Raw genomic sequence first — 14,804 nt, 5'->3', positions numbered from 1 at the left:
AGAGGGTGGGTCGGTGCCCAAGTGGGTAGGACGCGCGACGGTGGTGAACGGCCGGGCACGGACGGCCGCGCCCGCGTTGGGGAAGCCTCCGGTGACGCTGGACGGGCTGACCTTGCCCGACGCGCCGTCCCTGCTGGTCGACGCGAAGGGCGTCGTCATGCAGGCGAACCCCGCGGCCGTGGACCTCGCGGGTGCGCAGGGAGCCGACGACCTCGTCGGGCACCCGCTCGGCGAGCTGCTCCTGGGCAACCAGTCCGACCTGCGGCTCGCCTGCGCCGACGGCACCGCGCTGCCGGTGCGCGTCGCCCGCCACGCCGTTGCGGGGACGGGCCTGCAGGCCGTCCTGCTGATCGACGTCTCCGACCTCGCCGCCGCCGCGGACGCGTTGCGCGACGAACAGCGCCGGCTGCGCAAGGTCCAGCGGGTCGCGGAGCTGGGCTCGTGGGAGTACGACCCCGAGACCGGCCTGACCGTCTGGTCGGACACGCACTACGAGCTGCTCGGCGTCGACCGCGGCGCGGTCGTGCCCGGTGCGCAGGCGGTCCTCGACGTCGTGCACCCCGACGACTACGACATGGTCGCGACGTACTGGCACGGCCGCGAGATCACCGGCGACCCGATCGACATCGAGTACCGGATCGTGCGCCCGGACGGCCAGCTCCGGTGGATCCGCGGCGTCGCAGAGGCGAGGCTCACCGACGGCGGCCAGCTCGACAAGATCACCGGCTACATCCGCGACATCACCGAGTCCAAGCGCGCGGCCAGCGAGCTCGCTCAGGAACGGGCGCGGCTGCTCGAGGCGCAGCGCATCGCCCGCATCGGGAGCTGGGCGTACGAGACCGGCACCCGCGCCGTGCACCGCAGCGAGGTGCTGCTGGAGATGTACGCCGAGCTGGGCATGACGCCCGACGACGACCTCCTCAGCGGCGTGCACCCCGACGACCGGGAGGCCGTGAAGGAGCTCCGCCACCGGCTGCTGCACACCAAGGACGACGCCCCGGTCGAGGTCGAGGTCCGCAGCGAGCTCGGCGAGCGCGTCTACATGTGCCGGGCCCGCGCGGAGCTGGCGCCGTCCGGCCGCATCGAGCGCTACCACGGCACCATCCAGGACGTCACCGAGGCACGCGCGCTGGAACGCCAGATGCGCGAGGACCGCCGAAGATTGGCGGACGCCCAGCAGGCCGCCCGCCTCGGCATGTGGGAGTGGGACCCGGCGACCGGCGACGTCGTGTGGTCGGACATGCTGCGCGAGCTCTACGACATCCCCGCCGACGTCGCGGGCTCCTACCGGTACTACCTCGACCTCGTGCACCCCGAGGACCGCGGCTGGGTCGACGACCTGTGGCGCCAGCTCCCCGTCGACGAGGTCGCCGTGCAGTGCGAGCACCGCGTGATCCGCCGCGACGGCTCGACGCGCATCTTCCGCTGCCACGGCATGATCGTCCACGACGACCGCGGCAAGCAGCTCGCCGTGGGCACCGCCCAGGACGTCACCGAGCAGCGCGCGGCAGAGGCCCGCATGAAGCGGTCCTCGCAGCGCTTCACCGACCTGGTCTCCGTCACGCCCGTCGGCATCGGCCTGTTCGACGAGGGCGAGCGCCTGGTCGACGCCAACGACGCGTTGTGCGACCTGCTCGGCATGGAGCTGGAACAGCTCCGCGGCATGACCGCCGAGCAGCTCACCCACCCCGAGGACACCTCGCCGGGCCTGCAGTGGGCCGCCGAGCGCACGCAGAAGATCCCGCAACGCATCCTCGTCCGCCCCGACGGCGAGAAGGTCTACTGCGAGCTGCACATCGCGCTGTCCGTGCAGGACGACGGCCGCCGCTTCTGGCTGATCGTGTTCCTGGACATCACCGAACGCCGCCGCGCCGCCGAGGCGTTGCGCCACCAGGCCACCCACGACGAGCTGACGGGTCTGCCGAACCGCGCGCTGGTGAAGGAGATCCTCGGCAGGCTGCTCGAGGGCCCCGGCCGCGCCAAGGTCGCCGTCTTCTTCTGCGACATCGACAACTTCAAGCGCGTCAACGACTCCCTCGGCCACGACGCGGGCGACGAGCTGCTCGTGGCGCTGGCGAGGCGGCTGGAGGGCGGCCTGCCCGACGGCTGCACCGCGGCCAGGCTGTCCGGCGACGAGTACGTGATCATCTGCGAGGACATCGACTCGGTCGGCGGCGTCGACGCGCTCGCCACCAAGGTCGCGTCGCTGCTGCGGACCGCCGTTCCCGTGCACGGCCAGCTCGTCCGGGTCTCGGCCTCGATCGGCGCCGCGGTGCCGAACGGCTCGCGGGCCAACGGCGCCGACCTGCTCCGGTTCGCCGACGCCGCGATGTTCGAGGCCAAGCGCAACGGCGCCGGGCGCGTGGCGCTCGCCTCGGCCGCGTTGATCGCCTCCGCGGACCGCCAGGTGCACCTCGAAGGCCAGCTCCGGGACGCCTTGCAGCACGACGGCCTGGCGCTGCACTTCCAGCCGGTCGTCGGCGTGGACGGCGCGGTGCTCACCGCCGAGGCCCTGGTGCGCTGGCCGCACCCCGACCGCGGCCTGCTGCCGCCGGACGTGTTCCTGCCCGTCGCCGAGCAGGGCGACCTGATGCGCGAGCTCGACCGGTGGGTGCTGCGGACGGCGCTGAAGGAGGCCGCGACCTGGCCGGCGCCCGACGGCCGCCCGGTGTCCGTCGCGGTGAACCTGGCCGGTCTGGTGCCGGGCGACCCGGAGTTCGTCGACATCGTCTCGAACGCGATCCTGGAGTCCGGCGTCCCGTGGGAACGCGTGGTGCTGGAGCTCGTCGAGACCGCGTTCGTCGACCTGCCCTCGCGCGTGCGGCAGTCGATGGACGAGCTGGTGCAGCGCGGCGTGCAGTTCGCCGTGGACGACTTCGGCACCGGCTACTCGTCGCTCGCGCGGCTCAAGGACCTGCCGGCGCAGATCATCAAGGTGGACCGGCGCTTCGTCTCCGGGGTGGGCAACGACTCCTCGGACTTCGCCGTCGCCCGCGCCGTCGTGGACATGGCCAGGGCGATGGGGCGCAAGTGCGTGGCCGAGGGCGTCGAGACGGCCACGCAGTTCCACGTGCTGCGCGGGGTCGGCGTGGACGCCTACCAGGGATGGCTGTTCTCGCGCCCGGTGCCGCCCAAGGAGTTCCGCGCGCTGCTAGCCCTCGGGCCGCTCCACATACCGCGCGCTGGCTGAGATCTCGGGCAGCAGCGCGGCGATCCGGTGCTTCGGCAGGTCGACCAGCCGCAGTTCGAGGTCGTCCGACGCCACCTCGGCGTTGTCGATGATCTCCGCCGCCTGCTTCTTGGTCAGCAAGCCCTGCGACGCCGTGATCAACGCCTCGCGCCACACGTTGCGCAGCTTGCCGTGCGCCTTCATCAGCACCTCGCGGACCGTGCGCTCGCCCAGCGACAGCGTGCCGGTCAGCACCTGGTCGGCGACGACGATCGTCGTCTTGGCGTCGGGGTTGTTGCGCAGGAACTTGAGCTTGAACCGCGTCGCCACGAGTTCCTGGAGCTCCTTCTGCCCCGCCTCCGACGACACCGCCGGGTGGTTGTTCGGCACGAGGCAGGCCAACCGCGCCGGCGACGACGACAGCAGCGTCCGCAGCAGCCACGGTCCCGGATCCGCCGACAGGTCGACGGCCAGCGACGCCGCGCCCTTGCCCACCGGCTCGGCCCAGCCCGCCGCCCGCGGCTTCGGCGGTGGCGAGGACTCCGGCCGCGGAGCCAGGTCGGACAGGGCGGCCAGGGCTTCCTTGGCCGGGCCGGACGACTCCACGGACTGCGCGCCGTGCGTGTAGATCCGCGTGCCGCCGGCCACCGCACGCCGTCCGGTCGGGCGGCAGACGTACAGGTCGGCCGCGGACCCGATGGCCTGCGCGCCGTCGAAGCGGTGGAACGCGGGCAGGATCGCCTCGAACACGAGCCCGAGCTTCTGCAGCTCCTGCTGCACCTTGAGCCCCAGCGCGGGTGTGCGGTCGGAGAAGCCGTAGGCCAGCAGCACGCGTCCGGTGGCGATGTCCGCCAGCGCCTCCACGGCGCGTCCGGCGAAGAGGCCCATGCCCTCCGGCGTGTAGGGCGGGTCGCTGAAGACGAGGTCGGCGGACTCCGGAACCGACGTGGGCAACCCGAAACGCATGTCGCAGTGCAAGGTCCGGATGTCGAGCCCGCGCGCGGAGGCCCGCGAGTCGATGAACTCCAGCAGGCGTTCGTCCAGGTCCACCACCGTGATCGACACGTGGGGGTTGACCGCGGCCACCGCGAGCGAGGTCAGGTCGTGGTCGCCGAGGCACAGCAAGCGCTTGCCCGCGAGGTCGTACGTGGAGTCCAGCCAGACCGCGCGGTTGAGAGCGGTCTCAGCCGTGGCCTGCACGTGGTCCAACGAGGACAACGGCGGTGGGACGTCGGCGATGTCCACGAGGATCTGCCGCAGCACATCGGTGTGGTCGCGGACACCTGTGACGCCGAACTCGGCGCGGTAGGACGCCACCAGACCAGGGGCGATGCGGTAACGGTCGTCTGAAGATTCGGCGTCGTCCCCCAGCGCCCTGAGCAGGTCCTGGACCGTGCGGCGGGGCACCGCGGGCAGGCGCACGAGGTCCGCCAGCGGGTGCCAGTCCTCACTGAGCAGGGACAACACCTCGCGGAGCTTGCGGGCGTGCACTCCGCGTTCCGCCACCAACCGCCGAACCTGCTCGATCGTCACAAGCGGTAAACCATACGGCCTGCCACATCGTGGAACGTTGTGCCGGGGTACGCCGAACGAGTTAAGGTCTTTGGGATCTACTTCCAGGGCGGTCCGAACGGGGTGGCCGTCACGACCGGAGGGATCTTCGGGTGATCGAGTTCCGGGCCGTCACCAAGCGGTTCGAGGACGGGACCATCGCGGTCGACGAGCTCGACCTCACGGTCGAGGCGGGCACCATCACGGTGTTCGTCGGCCCTTCCGGCTGTGGCAAGACGACGTCGCTGCGCATGGTCAACCGCATGATCGACCCCACGTCGGGCACGATCCTCGTGGACGGCCAGGACGTCTCGACCGTCGACCCGCCGACCCTGCGGCGCGGCATCGGCTACGTGATCCAGCAGGCGGGGCTCTTCCCGCACCGCACGGTGCTCGACAACGTCGCGACCGTGCCGCTGCTGTCCGGTTGGGACAGACGCAAGGCCCGCACGCGCGCCGCGGAGCTGCTGGAGATCGTCGGGCTCGACCCGGCGTTCGGCAAGCGGTACCCGGCGCAGCTCTCCGGCGGTCAGCAGCAACGCGTGGGCGTCGCCCGCGCCCTCGCGGCGGATCCGCCGGTGCTGCTGATGGACGAGCCGTTCAGCGCGGTCGACCCGGTCGTCCGCGAGGACCTGCAGAACGAACTCCTGCGCCTGCAGGCGGAGCTGGACAAGACGATCGTGTTCGTCACGCACGACATCGACGAGGCGCTCAAGCTCGGCGAGCTCGTCGCGGTGTTCCGCAAGGGAGGACACCTCGCGCAGTACGCGCGGCCGGCGGAGCTGCTCAGCGCGCCCGCCAACGACTTCGTGGCATCGTTCGTCGGCAGGGACCGCGGCTACCGCACCCTCACGTTCCTGCACGCCGACGTGCCCGTGCACCCCGTCACCACGGCGAAGCTCGGCGAGCGCACCACCGTCTCGGACTGGACGCTCGTCGTCGACGACGAGAACCGGCCGAGGGGCTGGCTGTCCGGAGTGGACGGTGAGGTCGAGGTCAGCGAGCAGGACCTGATCTCCGGCGGTTCGCTCTACGACGGCACCTCGTTGCGCGGCGCGCTCGACGCGGCCCTCAGCTCGCCGTCCGCGCTCGGCGTGGTGGTGGACGAGGCCGGCGCGGTGACCGGAGTGGTCAAGGCGGGCGACGTGGTCGAGGCGCTCGCGAAGGCACGCGCGGCGGGTGAGGTCCCGAGGTGACCTGGATCCTCGAGAACTGGGAGAGGTTCTGGGAAGTCACCGCGGTGCACCTCCGGCTCTCCGTCGTGCCGGTGCTGGCCGGGTTCGCGCTCGCCATCCCGCTCGGCTGGTGGGCGAGCCGGTCCCCGAAGGCGCGCGCGGTCCTCTTCCCGCTGGCCAACGTCCTGTTCACGATCCCGTCCATCGCGCTGATCGTGATCACCCCGGTGCTGATCGGCGTGCGGATCCTCGACGAGATCAACGTCATCGTGCCGCTGGTGGTCTACACGGTCGCGCTGATGGTGCGCTCGGTCGCGGACGCGCTCTCGGCGGTGCCGGGGCACGTGACCGCCGCCGCGACCGCGATGGGCTACCGGCCGCTGCGGCGGTTCCTCACCGTCGACTTCCCGCTGGCGCTGCCGGTGACGATCGCCGGCCTGCGGGTCGCGACGGTCTCGAACATCAGCATGGTGAGCGTGGGCGCCCTCGTCGGCCTCGGCGGCTACGGCCAGCTCTTCACCGAGGGCTACCAGACCGACCACACCGAGAAGGTCCTCGCGGGTCTGATCGGGACGGTCGTGCTCGCGGTGCTCGCCGACGGTGTGCTGTTGCTGCTCGGACGGGTGCTCACGCCGTGGGCGCGAGTGGGGAGGTGAGGCTCGGGTGTTCGGCTGGCTCTTCGACCCCGCGAACTGGTCCGGCACGACCGGGATCCCGGTGCGGTTGCTGGAACACGCCCTCTACACGTTCGCGACGCTGCTGATCGCCGCGGCCATCGCGATCCCGCTCGGCGCGTTCGTCGGCCACACCGGCAAGGGCGGCTTCCTGATCGTCGGGCTCTCCAACGCGCTGCGGGCGCTGCCGACGACGGCCGTGCTGATCCTCGTCGTGCTGTGGGCGGGTCTCGGTGACTTCCCGGTGTACGTCGCGCTGGTGCTGCTGGCGGTCCCGCCGATCATGGCGGGCACCTACGCCGGCGTGCGCGCGGTCGAACCGGTGATCGTCGACGCCGCCCGGGGTGTCGGCATGCGCGAGTCGGGCGTGCTGCTCCAGGTGGAGATCCCGAACGCGCTTCCATTGATCTACGGCGGTTTCCGCGGCGCCGCGCTCCAGGTCGTCGCCACCGCCACCATCGCCGCCTACACGGGCGCCGGTGGTCTCGGCAGGCTCGTCTTCGACGGCCTCGCCCTGCAGGAGTTCGGACAGATGCTCGCCGGCGCGGTGCTCGTGGCACTGCTCGCCGTTCTCGTCGACCTGGCGTTCGCCGGCCTGCAACGGCTGACGGTCTCGCCAGGCCTGCGTCCAGTGGGAACCGGAGGAAAGAGATGAAGCGCATCGCCACGGCTGTCGCTGCCGTGATGCTTCTGTCGGCGTGCGGTGGTGACCCGCTGTCGAGCGGCGGCGGCAACGAGCCCGCCCCGACCGACACCATCGTCGTGGGCTCCGCGAACTTCCCGGAGTCGCGCCTGCTCGCCGAGATCTACGCGGAAGCCCTGGCCGCCAAGGGCATCAAGGTCTCGAAGAAGATGAACATCGGCAACCGCGAGCTGTACTTCAAGGGCGTGCAGGACGGCTCGATCGACCTGATCCCCGAGTACACGGGCGTGCTCCTCAAGCACGTCAACAAGGAGGCGCCCGAGGTCGGCTCGGAGGAGGTCTACGCGGCGCTGAAGAAGGCGCTGCCGCAGGGCCTCGTCGTGCTCGACAAGGCGGCCGCGGAGGACAAGGACGCGGTCGTCGTCACCAAGCAGGTCGCGGCCCAGTACAGCCTCAAGTCGCTCGACGACCTCGTGCCGTACTGCAAGGACCTGGTCTTCGGCGGCCCGCCGGAGTTCCAGAACCGCCCGGACGGCCTGCCGGGCCTGAAGGCCAAGTACAACTGCGAGTTCAAGGAGTTCAAGGCGCTCGACGTCGGCGGTCCGGTGACCGTCGCGGGCCTGAAGGACAACACGGTGCAGGCGGCCGACCTGTTCACGACGGACTACGCCATCAAGGCCAACGAGTTCGTCGTGCTGGAGGACCCGAAGAACGTCTTCGCCGCGCAGAACGTGGTGCCGCTCATCAACGAGAAGAAGGCGTCGCAGCAGGTCCGCGACACCCTCAACGCCATCTCGAAGAAGCTCGACACGAAGACCCTGCTGGAGCTGAACCAGAAGCTCGCGGCACCGGAGAAGCCGGAGCCGGAGAAGGTCGCGAAGGAATGGCTGTCCTCCGCGGGCATCTGACCATCAGTGGAAAGCCGCTGACCTGCCGGCTCACGGCCGCAGGTCAGCGGCTTTCGCTTGTACGGCCATGTAGGTGTACTGGTCCGTGTAGCCCAGCGAGTGGTTCACGCGGAGCATGTGCTCGTTGTCGCTGCTGGTGCGGGTGAAGATCTGCTCGACGCCGTCCAGCTCGTGCAGCATGCGGGCCTTGATCAGCTTGCCGAGCGCCTTGCCGCGATGTGCCGGCAGCACCACGGTGTGCAGTTGCTCGGCGATGGTGGGGACCACGGGGTTCCGCTCCACCACGGTGACGCCCGCCGGCTCGTTCCCGTGCAGCAGGAGCACGACCCAGCGGTCGGCGACTGCTGCGGCCTCGTCCTCGCGGATGCTCTCGACCGTCCTGTGCGCGTCGTCGAGGGTTGTCTCGCCGAAGGGCGCGTCGGCGATCGCGTTGAGGCCGTCGACGTAGGCCGCGACGAACTCCTCCGGTGCCGCGCCCTTCCACGTGACGAGGTCGTACCCGGCGGGAACCTCGCCGGCCTCCGGCAGTTCGGTGATCTTCAGCCGTTGCCTCGTCATGGTGGTGACGACGCGGAACCCGCGCGCGGCGGCGAACTGCTCGCCCGGGTTGCCCTTGATCACGCTCCAGGACTCGACGACGGTTCGCCCGTCCAGCAAGGGCGGGACAGCGCGCAGCAGCGCGGTGCCGATGCCGCGACGCCGGTGGTGTGGATGGACGACGACGGTGGCCAGCGCGAGGTGCGCGTTGGCCTCGGCCTCGGAGAGGTTCACCTGCCCGTGGCCGACGATCTTGCCGCCGTCCCGCGCCACGACGAACCGCGCTGGTCCGAAACCGAGCTCGTCCCGCGACGTCCACCGGATGACGCAGGCCTCGTAAGGGGGCGGGTCCCGGTCGGTGTCGCCCTCCGCCACCCAGGCCGACACCACGTGGTGAAGTCCGTGCCGGTCGTCTTCGGACGCGTGCGCGAAATCGAGCTCCTCAACTTCCACCGGTCCGATTCAAGCAAGTTCCCGCGTCGTGCGTGGGCAACCGCGTCCGGCTACCCCGGCGCCGCGTGCCCGCCGATCCGCGCGGTCAGCTCCTCCGCGGCCTTGCGAACCTCCTCGGCCAGCTCGGGCCAGGTCTGGCCGCAGGGTGTGTCGCAGAGGTGCCGGAACGTCAGGGTGATGGCCGCGATCGGGCGCTCGCCGTGGTCGAACACCGGCGCCGCCACCGAGGCGAACCCGACGGTCACGAAGCCGTCCTCGACCGCCCAGCCCTGACGGCGCTCCGCCGTGAGCAACCGGCGCAGCGCCGGGAGGTTGTGCGGACCGCGCCCGGTCCGGTCGACGAAGGAGGCCACGGACGGGAACAACGCCCTGACCTGCGCCGGGGGCACGTGCGCCAGCATCGCGCGACCGGAGGCGGTGAGGTGGGCCGGCAGGCGGACGCCGACGTCGGACACGATGGTCTGCGGTTGGCGGGGCTGTTCGCGCACCAGGTAGAGCGCCTCGGGGCCGTGCAGGACACCCAGGTGCGCGACCTTCTCCATCCGGTCGGCGAGTTTGCGCAGCAGAGGGCGCGCGAGGCGTTCCAGCGGGTCGTGGCGCAGGTAGGCGGAGCCGAGCTCGAACGACGCGACGCCCAGGCCGTAGCGCTTCTCCTCGGGGAAGTGGGTGGCGAAGCCGGCCTCGGTCAGCTCCGAGAGCAGGTGGTACGTCGTCGACCTGGGCAGGTTCAGCTCGCGCGCGACCGACGCCGCGGAGACGGGCCCCGGTCTGCCCGCCAGCAGCCGGAGGACCGCCAGCCCCCGCCGCAGCGCGGGAACGTCACTGCTGCTGCCCACGAGGTGATTTTCCCACGTGATGCAGCCCACGCCGTTCCTCCATCAGGGCACACTCAACAGAACGGCGGGCGAGCGCGTCGTAGGGGTGTGACGGTTTTGAAGGGGGTCGGGATTGACACCGAGTTTCGATGACTTCGTGGCAGAACAGGTGACCCCGTTGCTGCGTTACGCCACCGTGCTCACGTGCGACCCGCACCTGGCCCAGGACGTGGTCCAGGAAGTGCTGCTGCGCGCGCAGCAGAAGTGGGACCGCATCGGGTCAGTCGACCTCCCTCACGCCTACGTCAAGCGCATGGTGACCAACGAGTACCTCTCGTGGCGCAGACGCAGGGCCGCCAAGGACGTCGCCCTCTGCATGACGACCCTGGAGTCCGTCACCCCGCCCGTCTCGGACACGACGCACCACTACGACGAGCGGGAAGCCATGTTGCAGCGGATCGCGAAGCTGCCCCGCAAACAGCGGGCCGCGATCGTGCTCCGCTACTACGAGAACTACGAGGACTCGGAGATCGCACAGATGCTCGGTTGTGCCGAGGGAACAGTGCGCAGCCACATCTCACGTGCGCTGGCCACACTCCGCATGGAACACACGCCGCAGCCCGCTGGTGTCGGGTTGCGGCTCGGGGAGGGCCTGTCGTGAACGACACCGAACAGCTCATCAAGGAGGCGCTCGGCCAGCTCGCCGAACGCACCCCGCATCCGGGCCCGACGCTGAACGCCCTGCGGCGCAAGCGCAAGAGGCAGCGGAACAACATCTTCCTCATCGCCACCGCCGGGGTGGCCGCCGTCGCCGTCCTGATCTTCGCGGGCGTCGTCGCCAGCGACAGGTACGCGCCGCCCGCCCACAACGACGCGGCCGCCGCGCTCATGCCGACGAACTCCGGCGCGCAGGGCGTGGAGATCAGGTACACGCCGCACTGGCTCCCGAACGGCTACGTCGAGACGTTCCGCAGCGTCGGCGACGAGACGACCCGCGTCTGGGTGCCGGCGAGCGCCAAGGAGCAGGACCCGACGCAGCAGACCGGTGCCGCGCGGGTCAGCCTGCGCAACCTGCGGAGCCTGCCGGACCTCGCCGGCTGGGCCGAGACCAGCGTCCGCGGCCTGAAGGCGTGGGTGCGCACGGTCCAGGGGCAGTCGCTCGGCACGACCACCGAACTGGTGTGGCGGGCGCAGGAGGTGCTCAGCGTGTCCGTGCGCGGTGAGGGCAACGGGCAGGAGACCGCGATGCGCGTCGCCGACTCGGTGCGCGCCGACGCGAAGATCAGGTACCTGGCGCCGTTCACGCTCGACGGCAAGCCGGCGAGCGACATCTGGGGCAGCACGCTGAACCGGTGGACGGCCCAGTGGCGGTCGGAGCAGGTCGTGGTGACCCTCTCGACGAGCGCTCCGGCGCAGGCAGGTGGCACGCCGGTGACCGTCCGGGGCAAGGAGGGCGCCATCGCCGGCGACACGCTCGTGGTCCGCGACAGCGGGCTGTGGCTCACCGTGTCGGGCGGCTCGCTGAGCACGGACGAACTGGTCCACACCGCGGGCCGGGTGTCGTTGCAGCACATGGAGCACCCGGACACGAACTGGATCGGCAAGGGCCTGTAGGCCCGGCTGTCTGGGACACCAGACACCATCACGCGCTCCGGGGTCGCTGAGCGGCCTCCGGAGCGCTGTGATGTCTGCATGCGACAACCGGTGGAGCTGGGTCCCAAGCCGCTGACCCTCGAGGACGTTCATGCCGTCGCCCGCGACGGCGCCCCGGTGGCCATCACCGAGGCGGCCAGGGAGGCGGTCACCACCGCCCGCGGCCACATCGACCGGCTCGCCACGGCCGAACGCCCCACCTACGGCGTCTCGACCGGGTTCGGCGCGCTCGCCGTCCGGCACATCCCGCCGGAGAGCAGGGCCCAGCTGCAGCGGTCGCTGATCCGCTCGCACGCCGCCGGCTCCGGTCCCGAGGTCGAGCGCGAGGTCGTGCGCGCGCTGATGCTGCTGCGGCTGCGCACCCTCTCGACCGGCCACACCGGCGTCCGCCTCTCCACCGTGGACGCGATGGCCGGGATGCTCAACGCCGGCATCACGCCGGTGGTGCACGAGTTCGGCTCGCTGGGCTGCTCCGGCGACCTCGCGCCGTTGTCGGCGAGTGCCCTGGCGCTGATGGGCGAGGGCGTGGTGCGCAACGCCGGGGGTGACCTCGTCCCCGCCGCCGAGGCGCTCGCCGAGGCCGGCATCGAGCCCGTGCGGCTGGCCGAGAAGGAAGGCCTCGCGCTGATCAACGGCACCGACGGCATGCTCGGCATGCTGGCGCTCGCGATCATCGACCTGACCAGGCTGCTGGACGTCGCCGACCTCACCGCCGCGATGAGCGTCGAGGCCCTGCTGGGCACCGACCGCGTCTTCGAACCCGAGCTGCACGCCCTGCGCCCGCACCCCGGCCAGACCGTCTCGGCCGCGCGGATGCTCGCGTTCCTGCGCGACTCCGAGATCGTCGCCTCGCACCGCGGCCCCGACTGCACCCGCGTGCAGGACGCGTACTCGTTGCGCTGCTCCCCGCAGGTCCACGGCGCGGCGCGGGACACAGTCGCCTACGCGGCGACGGTGGCCGACCGCGAGCTGTCGTCGGTGGTCGACAACCCGGTGGTGCTGGCGGACGGCCGGGTCGAGTCCAACGGCAACTTCCACGGCGCCCCCGTCGCCTACGTGCTGGACTTCCTCGCCATCCCGGTCGCGGACGTGGCGTCCATCGCCGAGCGCCGCACCGACCGCATGCTCGACGTCTCGCGCTCGCACGGCCTGCCGCCGTTCCTCGCCGACGACCCCGGTGTCGACTCCGGCCACATGATCGCCCAGTACACCCAGGCCGCGATCGTCTCCGAGCTCAAGCGCCTGGCCGTGCCGGCGTCGGTCGACTCGATCCCGTCCTCGGCGATGCAGGAGGACCACGTGTCGATGGGCTGGTCCGCCGCACGCAAGCTGCGCAAGGCCGTCGACGGCCTCACCACCGTGCTGGCCGTCGAGCTGCTCACCGCCGCGCGGGCGCTCGACCTGCGCGCGCCCCTCAAGCCCGCCCCCGCGACGGCCGCCGCCGTGGCGAAGCTGCGCGAGACGGTCCCCGGCCCCGGCCCGGACCGCCACCTCGCGCCCGAGATCGCCGCCGCCGAAGCCCTCATCCGAAGTGGAGCCCTGTGATGGTTGTTCGCGCTGACCGAGGAACCGAGCTGACCGCCAAGCAGTGGTCGACCGAGGCCGCGCTGCGGATGTTCCACAACAACCTCGACCCGGACGTCGCCGAGCGCCCGGAGGACCTCGTCGTCTACGGCGGCACCGGCAAGGCCGCGCGCGACTGGCCGTCGTTCGAGGCGATCTCCCGCGAGCTCGCGAACCTGGAGGCCGACGAGACGCTGCTCGTGCAGTCCGGGCGTCCGGTCGGCGTCATGCGCACGCACGAGTGGGCGCCGCGCGTGCTGATCGCGAACTCGAACCTCGTGCCGGACTGGGCCAACTGGCCGGAGTTCCGCCGCCTGGAGGCCGAGGGCCTCACGATGTACGGGCAGATGACCGCGGGTTCGTGGATCTACATCGGCACCCAGGGCATCCTCCAGGGCACCTACGAGACGTTCGCCGCGGTCGCGAACAAGCGCTTCAACGGCACGCTCAAGGGCACACTGACCGTGACCGCGGGCCTCGGCGGCATGGGTGGCGCGCAGCCGTTGGCCGTGACGATGAACGAGGGCGTCGCGCTGTGCATCGAGGTCGACCCGCAGCGCGCGCAGCGCCGGGTGGAGACCCGCTACCTCGACGAGGTGGCCGAGGACCTGGACGCGGCGATCGAGCGCGTGCTGGCCGCGAAGGCCGCCGGTGAGGCCGTGTCCGTCGGTGTCGTGGGCAACGCGGCGGAGGTCCTGCCCGAGCTGCTGCGCCGCGAGGTCCCCGTCGACATCGTGACGGACCAGACGTCGGCGCACGACCCGTTGGCGTACCTGCCCGTCGGCGTGGCCCTGGAGGACTGGCAGGACTACGCCACCTCCAAGCCGGAGGAGTTCACCGACCGGGCGCGCGCTTCGATGGCCGCGCACGTCGAGGCGATGGTCGGGTTCCTGGACCGCGGCGCCGAGGTGTTCGACTACGGCAACTCCATCCGCGGTGAGGCCCAGCTCGGCGGCTACGACCGCGCGTTCGCGTTCCCCGGCTTCGTGCCCGCCTACATCCGGCCGCTGTTCTGCGAGGGCAAGGGCCCGTTCCGCTGGGCCGCGCTCTCGGGCGACCCGGAGGACATCGCCAAGACCGACAGGGCGATCCTGGAGCTCTTCCCGGAGAACGAGCAGCTCGCCCGGTGGATCAAGATGGCGGGGGAGCGCGTCGAGTTCCAGGGCCTGCCCGCCCGGATCTGCTGGCTCGGCTACGGCGAGCGGCACCTCGCCGGTCTCAGGTTCAACGAGATGGTGGCCTCCGGCGAGCTGTCCGCGCCGATCGTCATCGGCCGCGACCACCTCGACTGCGGCTCGGTGGCCTCGCCGTACCGCGAGACCGAGGCGATGGCCGACGGCTCGGACGCCATCGCGGACTGGCCGCTGCTGAACGCCCTGGTCAACACGGCGTCCGGAGCCACGTGGGTGTCGATCCACCACGGCGGTGGCGTCGGCATCGGCCGCTCGATCCACGCCGGTCAGGTCACGGTCGCGGACGGCACCGAGCTGGCCGCGCAGAAGATCGAGCGCGTGCTGACCAACGACCCCGGCATGGGCGTGATCCGGCACGTGGACGCGGGGTACGACAAGGCCAGGGCGGTGGCCGCCGCCAAGGGCGTGCCGATCCCGATGGAGGGCTGAGAATTGTCAGACCTCGCTGGGAGAATGGAAATCGGGGGACC

General features: G+C 71.3%; 12 protein-coding genes. 9 read left to right on the top strand and 3 right to left on the bottom strand.

Translation table 11 applies throughout. The annotated features are described in order from the left end of the window. Positions 1-13: 13 nt before the first annotated feature. Positions 14-3,190 carry a sensor domain-containing protein gene (locus tag BMW88_RS21080; RefSeq protein ID WP_143116173.1) on the top strand — a complete coding sequence of 1,059 codons (3,177 nt, stop codon included), beginning with the start codon at positions 14-16 and terminating at the stop codon, positions 3,188-3,190. Here the strand turns inward: BMW88_RS21080 and BMW88_RS21075 are convergent. After that, positions 3,152-4,696, bottom strand: a complete 1,545-nt coding sequence (locus BMW88_RS21075; RefSeq protein WP_425434672.1) for a bis-aminopropyl spermidine synthase family protein — start codon at positions 4,694-4,696, stop codon at positions 3,152-3,154. The genes BMW88_RS21080 and BMW88_RS21075 overlap by 39 nt on opposite strands. Positions 4,697-4,833: 137 nt before the next feature. Here BMW88_RS21075 and BMW88_RS21070 point away from each other — a divergent pair, with 137 nt between their 5' ends. Genes BMW88_RS21070 through BMW88_RS21055 form a run of 4 tightly spaced genes read left to right on the top strand, consistent with a single transcriptional unit; the run spans position 4,834 to position 8,120 of the window. Then, a complete protein-coding gene (locus BMW88_RS21070) occupies positions 4,834-5,916 on the top strand; it encodes an ABC transporter ATP-binding protein (RefSeq protein ID WP_089953125.1) in 1,083 nt (360 codons plus the stop codon). Beyond that, a complete protein-coding gene (locus BMW88_RS21065; RefSeq protein ID WP_089953123.1) occupies positions 5,913-6,551 on the top strand; it encodes an ABC transporter permease in 639 nt (212 codons plus the stop codon). The genes BMW88_RS21070 and BMW88_RS21065 overlap by 4 nt, the downstream gene beginning before the upstream one ends. Positions 6,552-6,558: 7 nt before the next feature. After that, on the top strand, positions 6,559-7,224 hold the full coding sequence (locus BMW88_RS21060; protein ID WP_089953121.1) for an ABC transporter permease: 666 nt from the start codon (positions 6,559-6,561) through the stop codon (positions 7,222-7,224). Then, positions 7,221-8,120 (top strand): ABC transporter substrate-binding protein, encoded by a 900-nt coding sequence (locus tag BMW88_RS21055; protein WP_089953120.1) that lies wholly within the window; start codon positions 7,221-7,223, stop codon positions 8,118-8,120. The genes BMW88_RS21060 and BMW88_RS21055 overlap by 4 nt, the downstream gene beginning before the upstream one ends. A gap of 30 nt (positions 8,121-8,150) precedes the next feature. Here BMW88_RS21055 and BMW88_RS21050 read toward each other — a convergent pair whose 3' ends face one another. After that, entirely contained in the window at positions 8,151-9,110 is a 960-nt protein-coding gene (locus BMW88_RS21050) for a GNAT family N-acetyltransferase (protein WP_089953118.1), read from the bottom strand. 50 nt (positions 9,111-9,160) lie between these two features. Continuing rightward, entirely contained in the window at positions 9,161-9,946 is a 786-nt protein-coding gene (locus BMW88_RS21045; protein WP_089953116.1) for an IclR family transcriptional regulator, read from the bottom strand. A 112-nt stretch (positions 9,947-10,058) separates the two neighbouring features. Between BMW88_RS21045 and BMW88_RS21040 the strand changes: the two genes are divergently transcribed. The 4 genes from BMW88_RS21040 to hutU all read left to right on the top strand — a co-directional run bounded on the left by BMW88_RS21040 (position 10,059) and on the right by hutU (position 14,763). Further along, positions 10,059-10,586 (top strand): SigE family RNA polymerase sigma factor, encoded by a 528-nt coding sequence (locus tag BMW88_RS21040; RefSeq protein ID WP_089953114.1) that lies wholly within the window; start codon positions 10,059-10,061, stop codon positions 10,584-10,586. Continuing rightward, positions 10,583-11,539: a hypothetical protein gene (locus BMW88_RS41975; protein ID WP_089953112.1), complete on the top strand. Its 957-nt coding sequence runs from the start codon at positions 10,583-10,585 to the stop codon at positions 11,537-11,539. Before BMW88_RS21040 ends, BMW88_RS41975 begins: the two co-directional genes overlap by 4 nt. A gap of 78 nt (positions 11,540-11,617) precedes the next feature. Then, a complete protein-coding gene (hutH, locus tag BMW88_RS21030; RefSeq protein ID WP_089953110.1) occupies positions 11,618-13,123 on the top strand; it encodes a histidine ammonia-lyase in 1,506 nt (501 codons plus the stop codon). After that, positions 13,123-14,763 (top strand): urocanate hydratase, encoded by a 1,641-nt coding sequence (hutU, locus tag BMW88_RS21025; protein WP_089953109.1) that lies wholly within the window; start codon positions 13,123-13,125, stop codon positions 14,761-14,763. Before hutH ends, hutU begins: the two co-directional genes overlap by 1 nt. The last annotated feature ends 41 nt before the right edge of the window (positions 14,764-14,804 follow it).

Source organism: Lentzea xinjiangensis (assembly GCF_900110955.1).
Taxonomy (GTDB): Bacteria; Actinomycetota; Actinomycetes; order Mycobacteriales; family Pseudonocardiaceae; genus Lentzea; species Lentzea xinjiangensis.
This window is presented reverse-complemented; position numbering and strand designations above follow the sequence as displayed.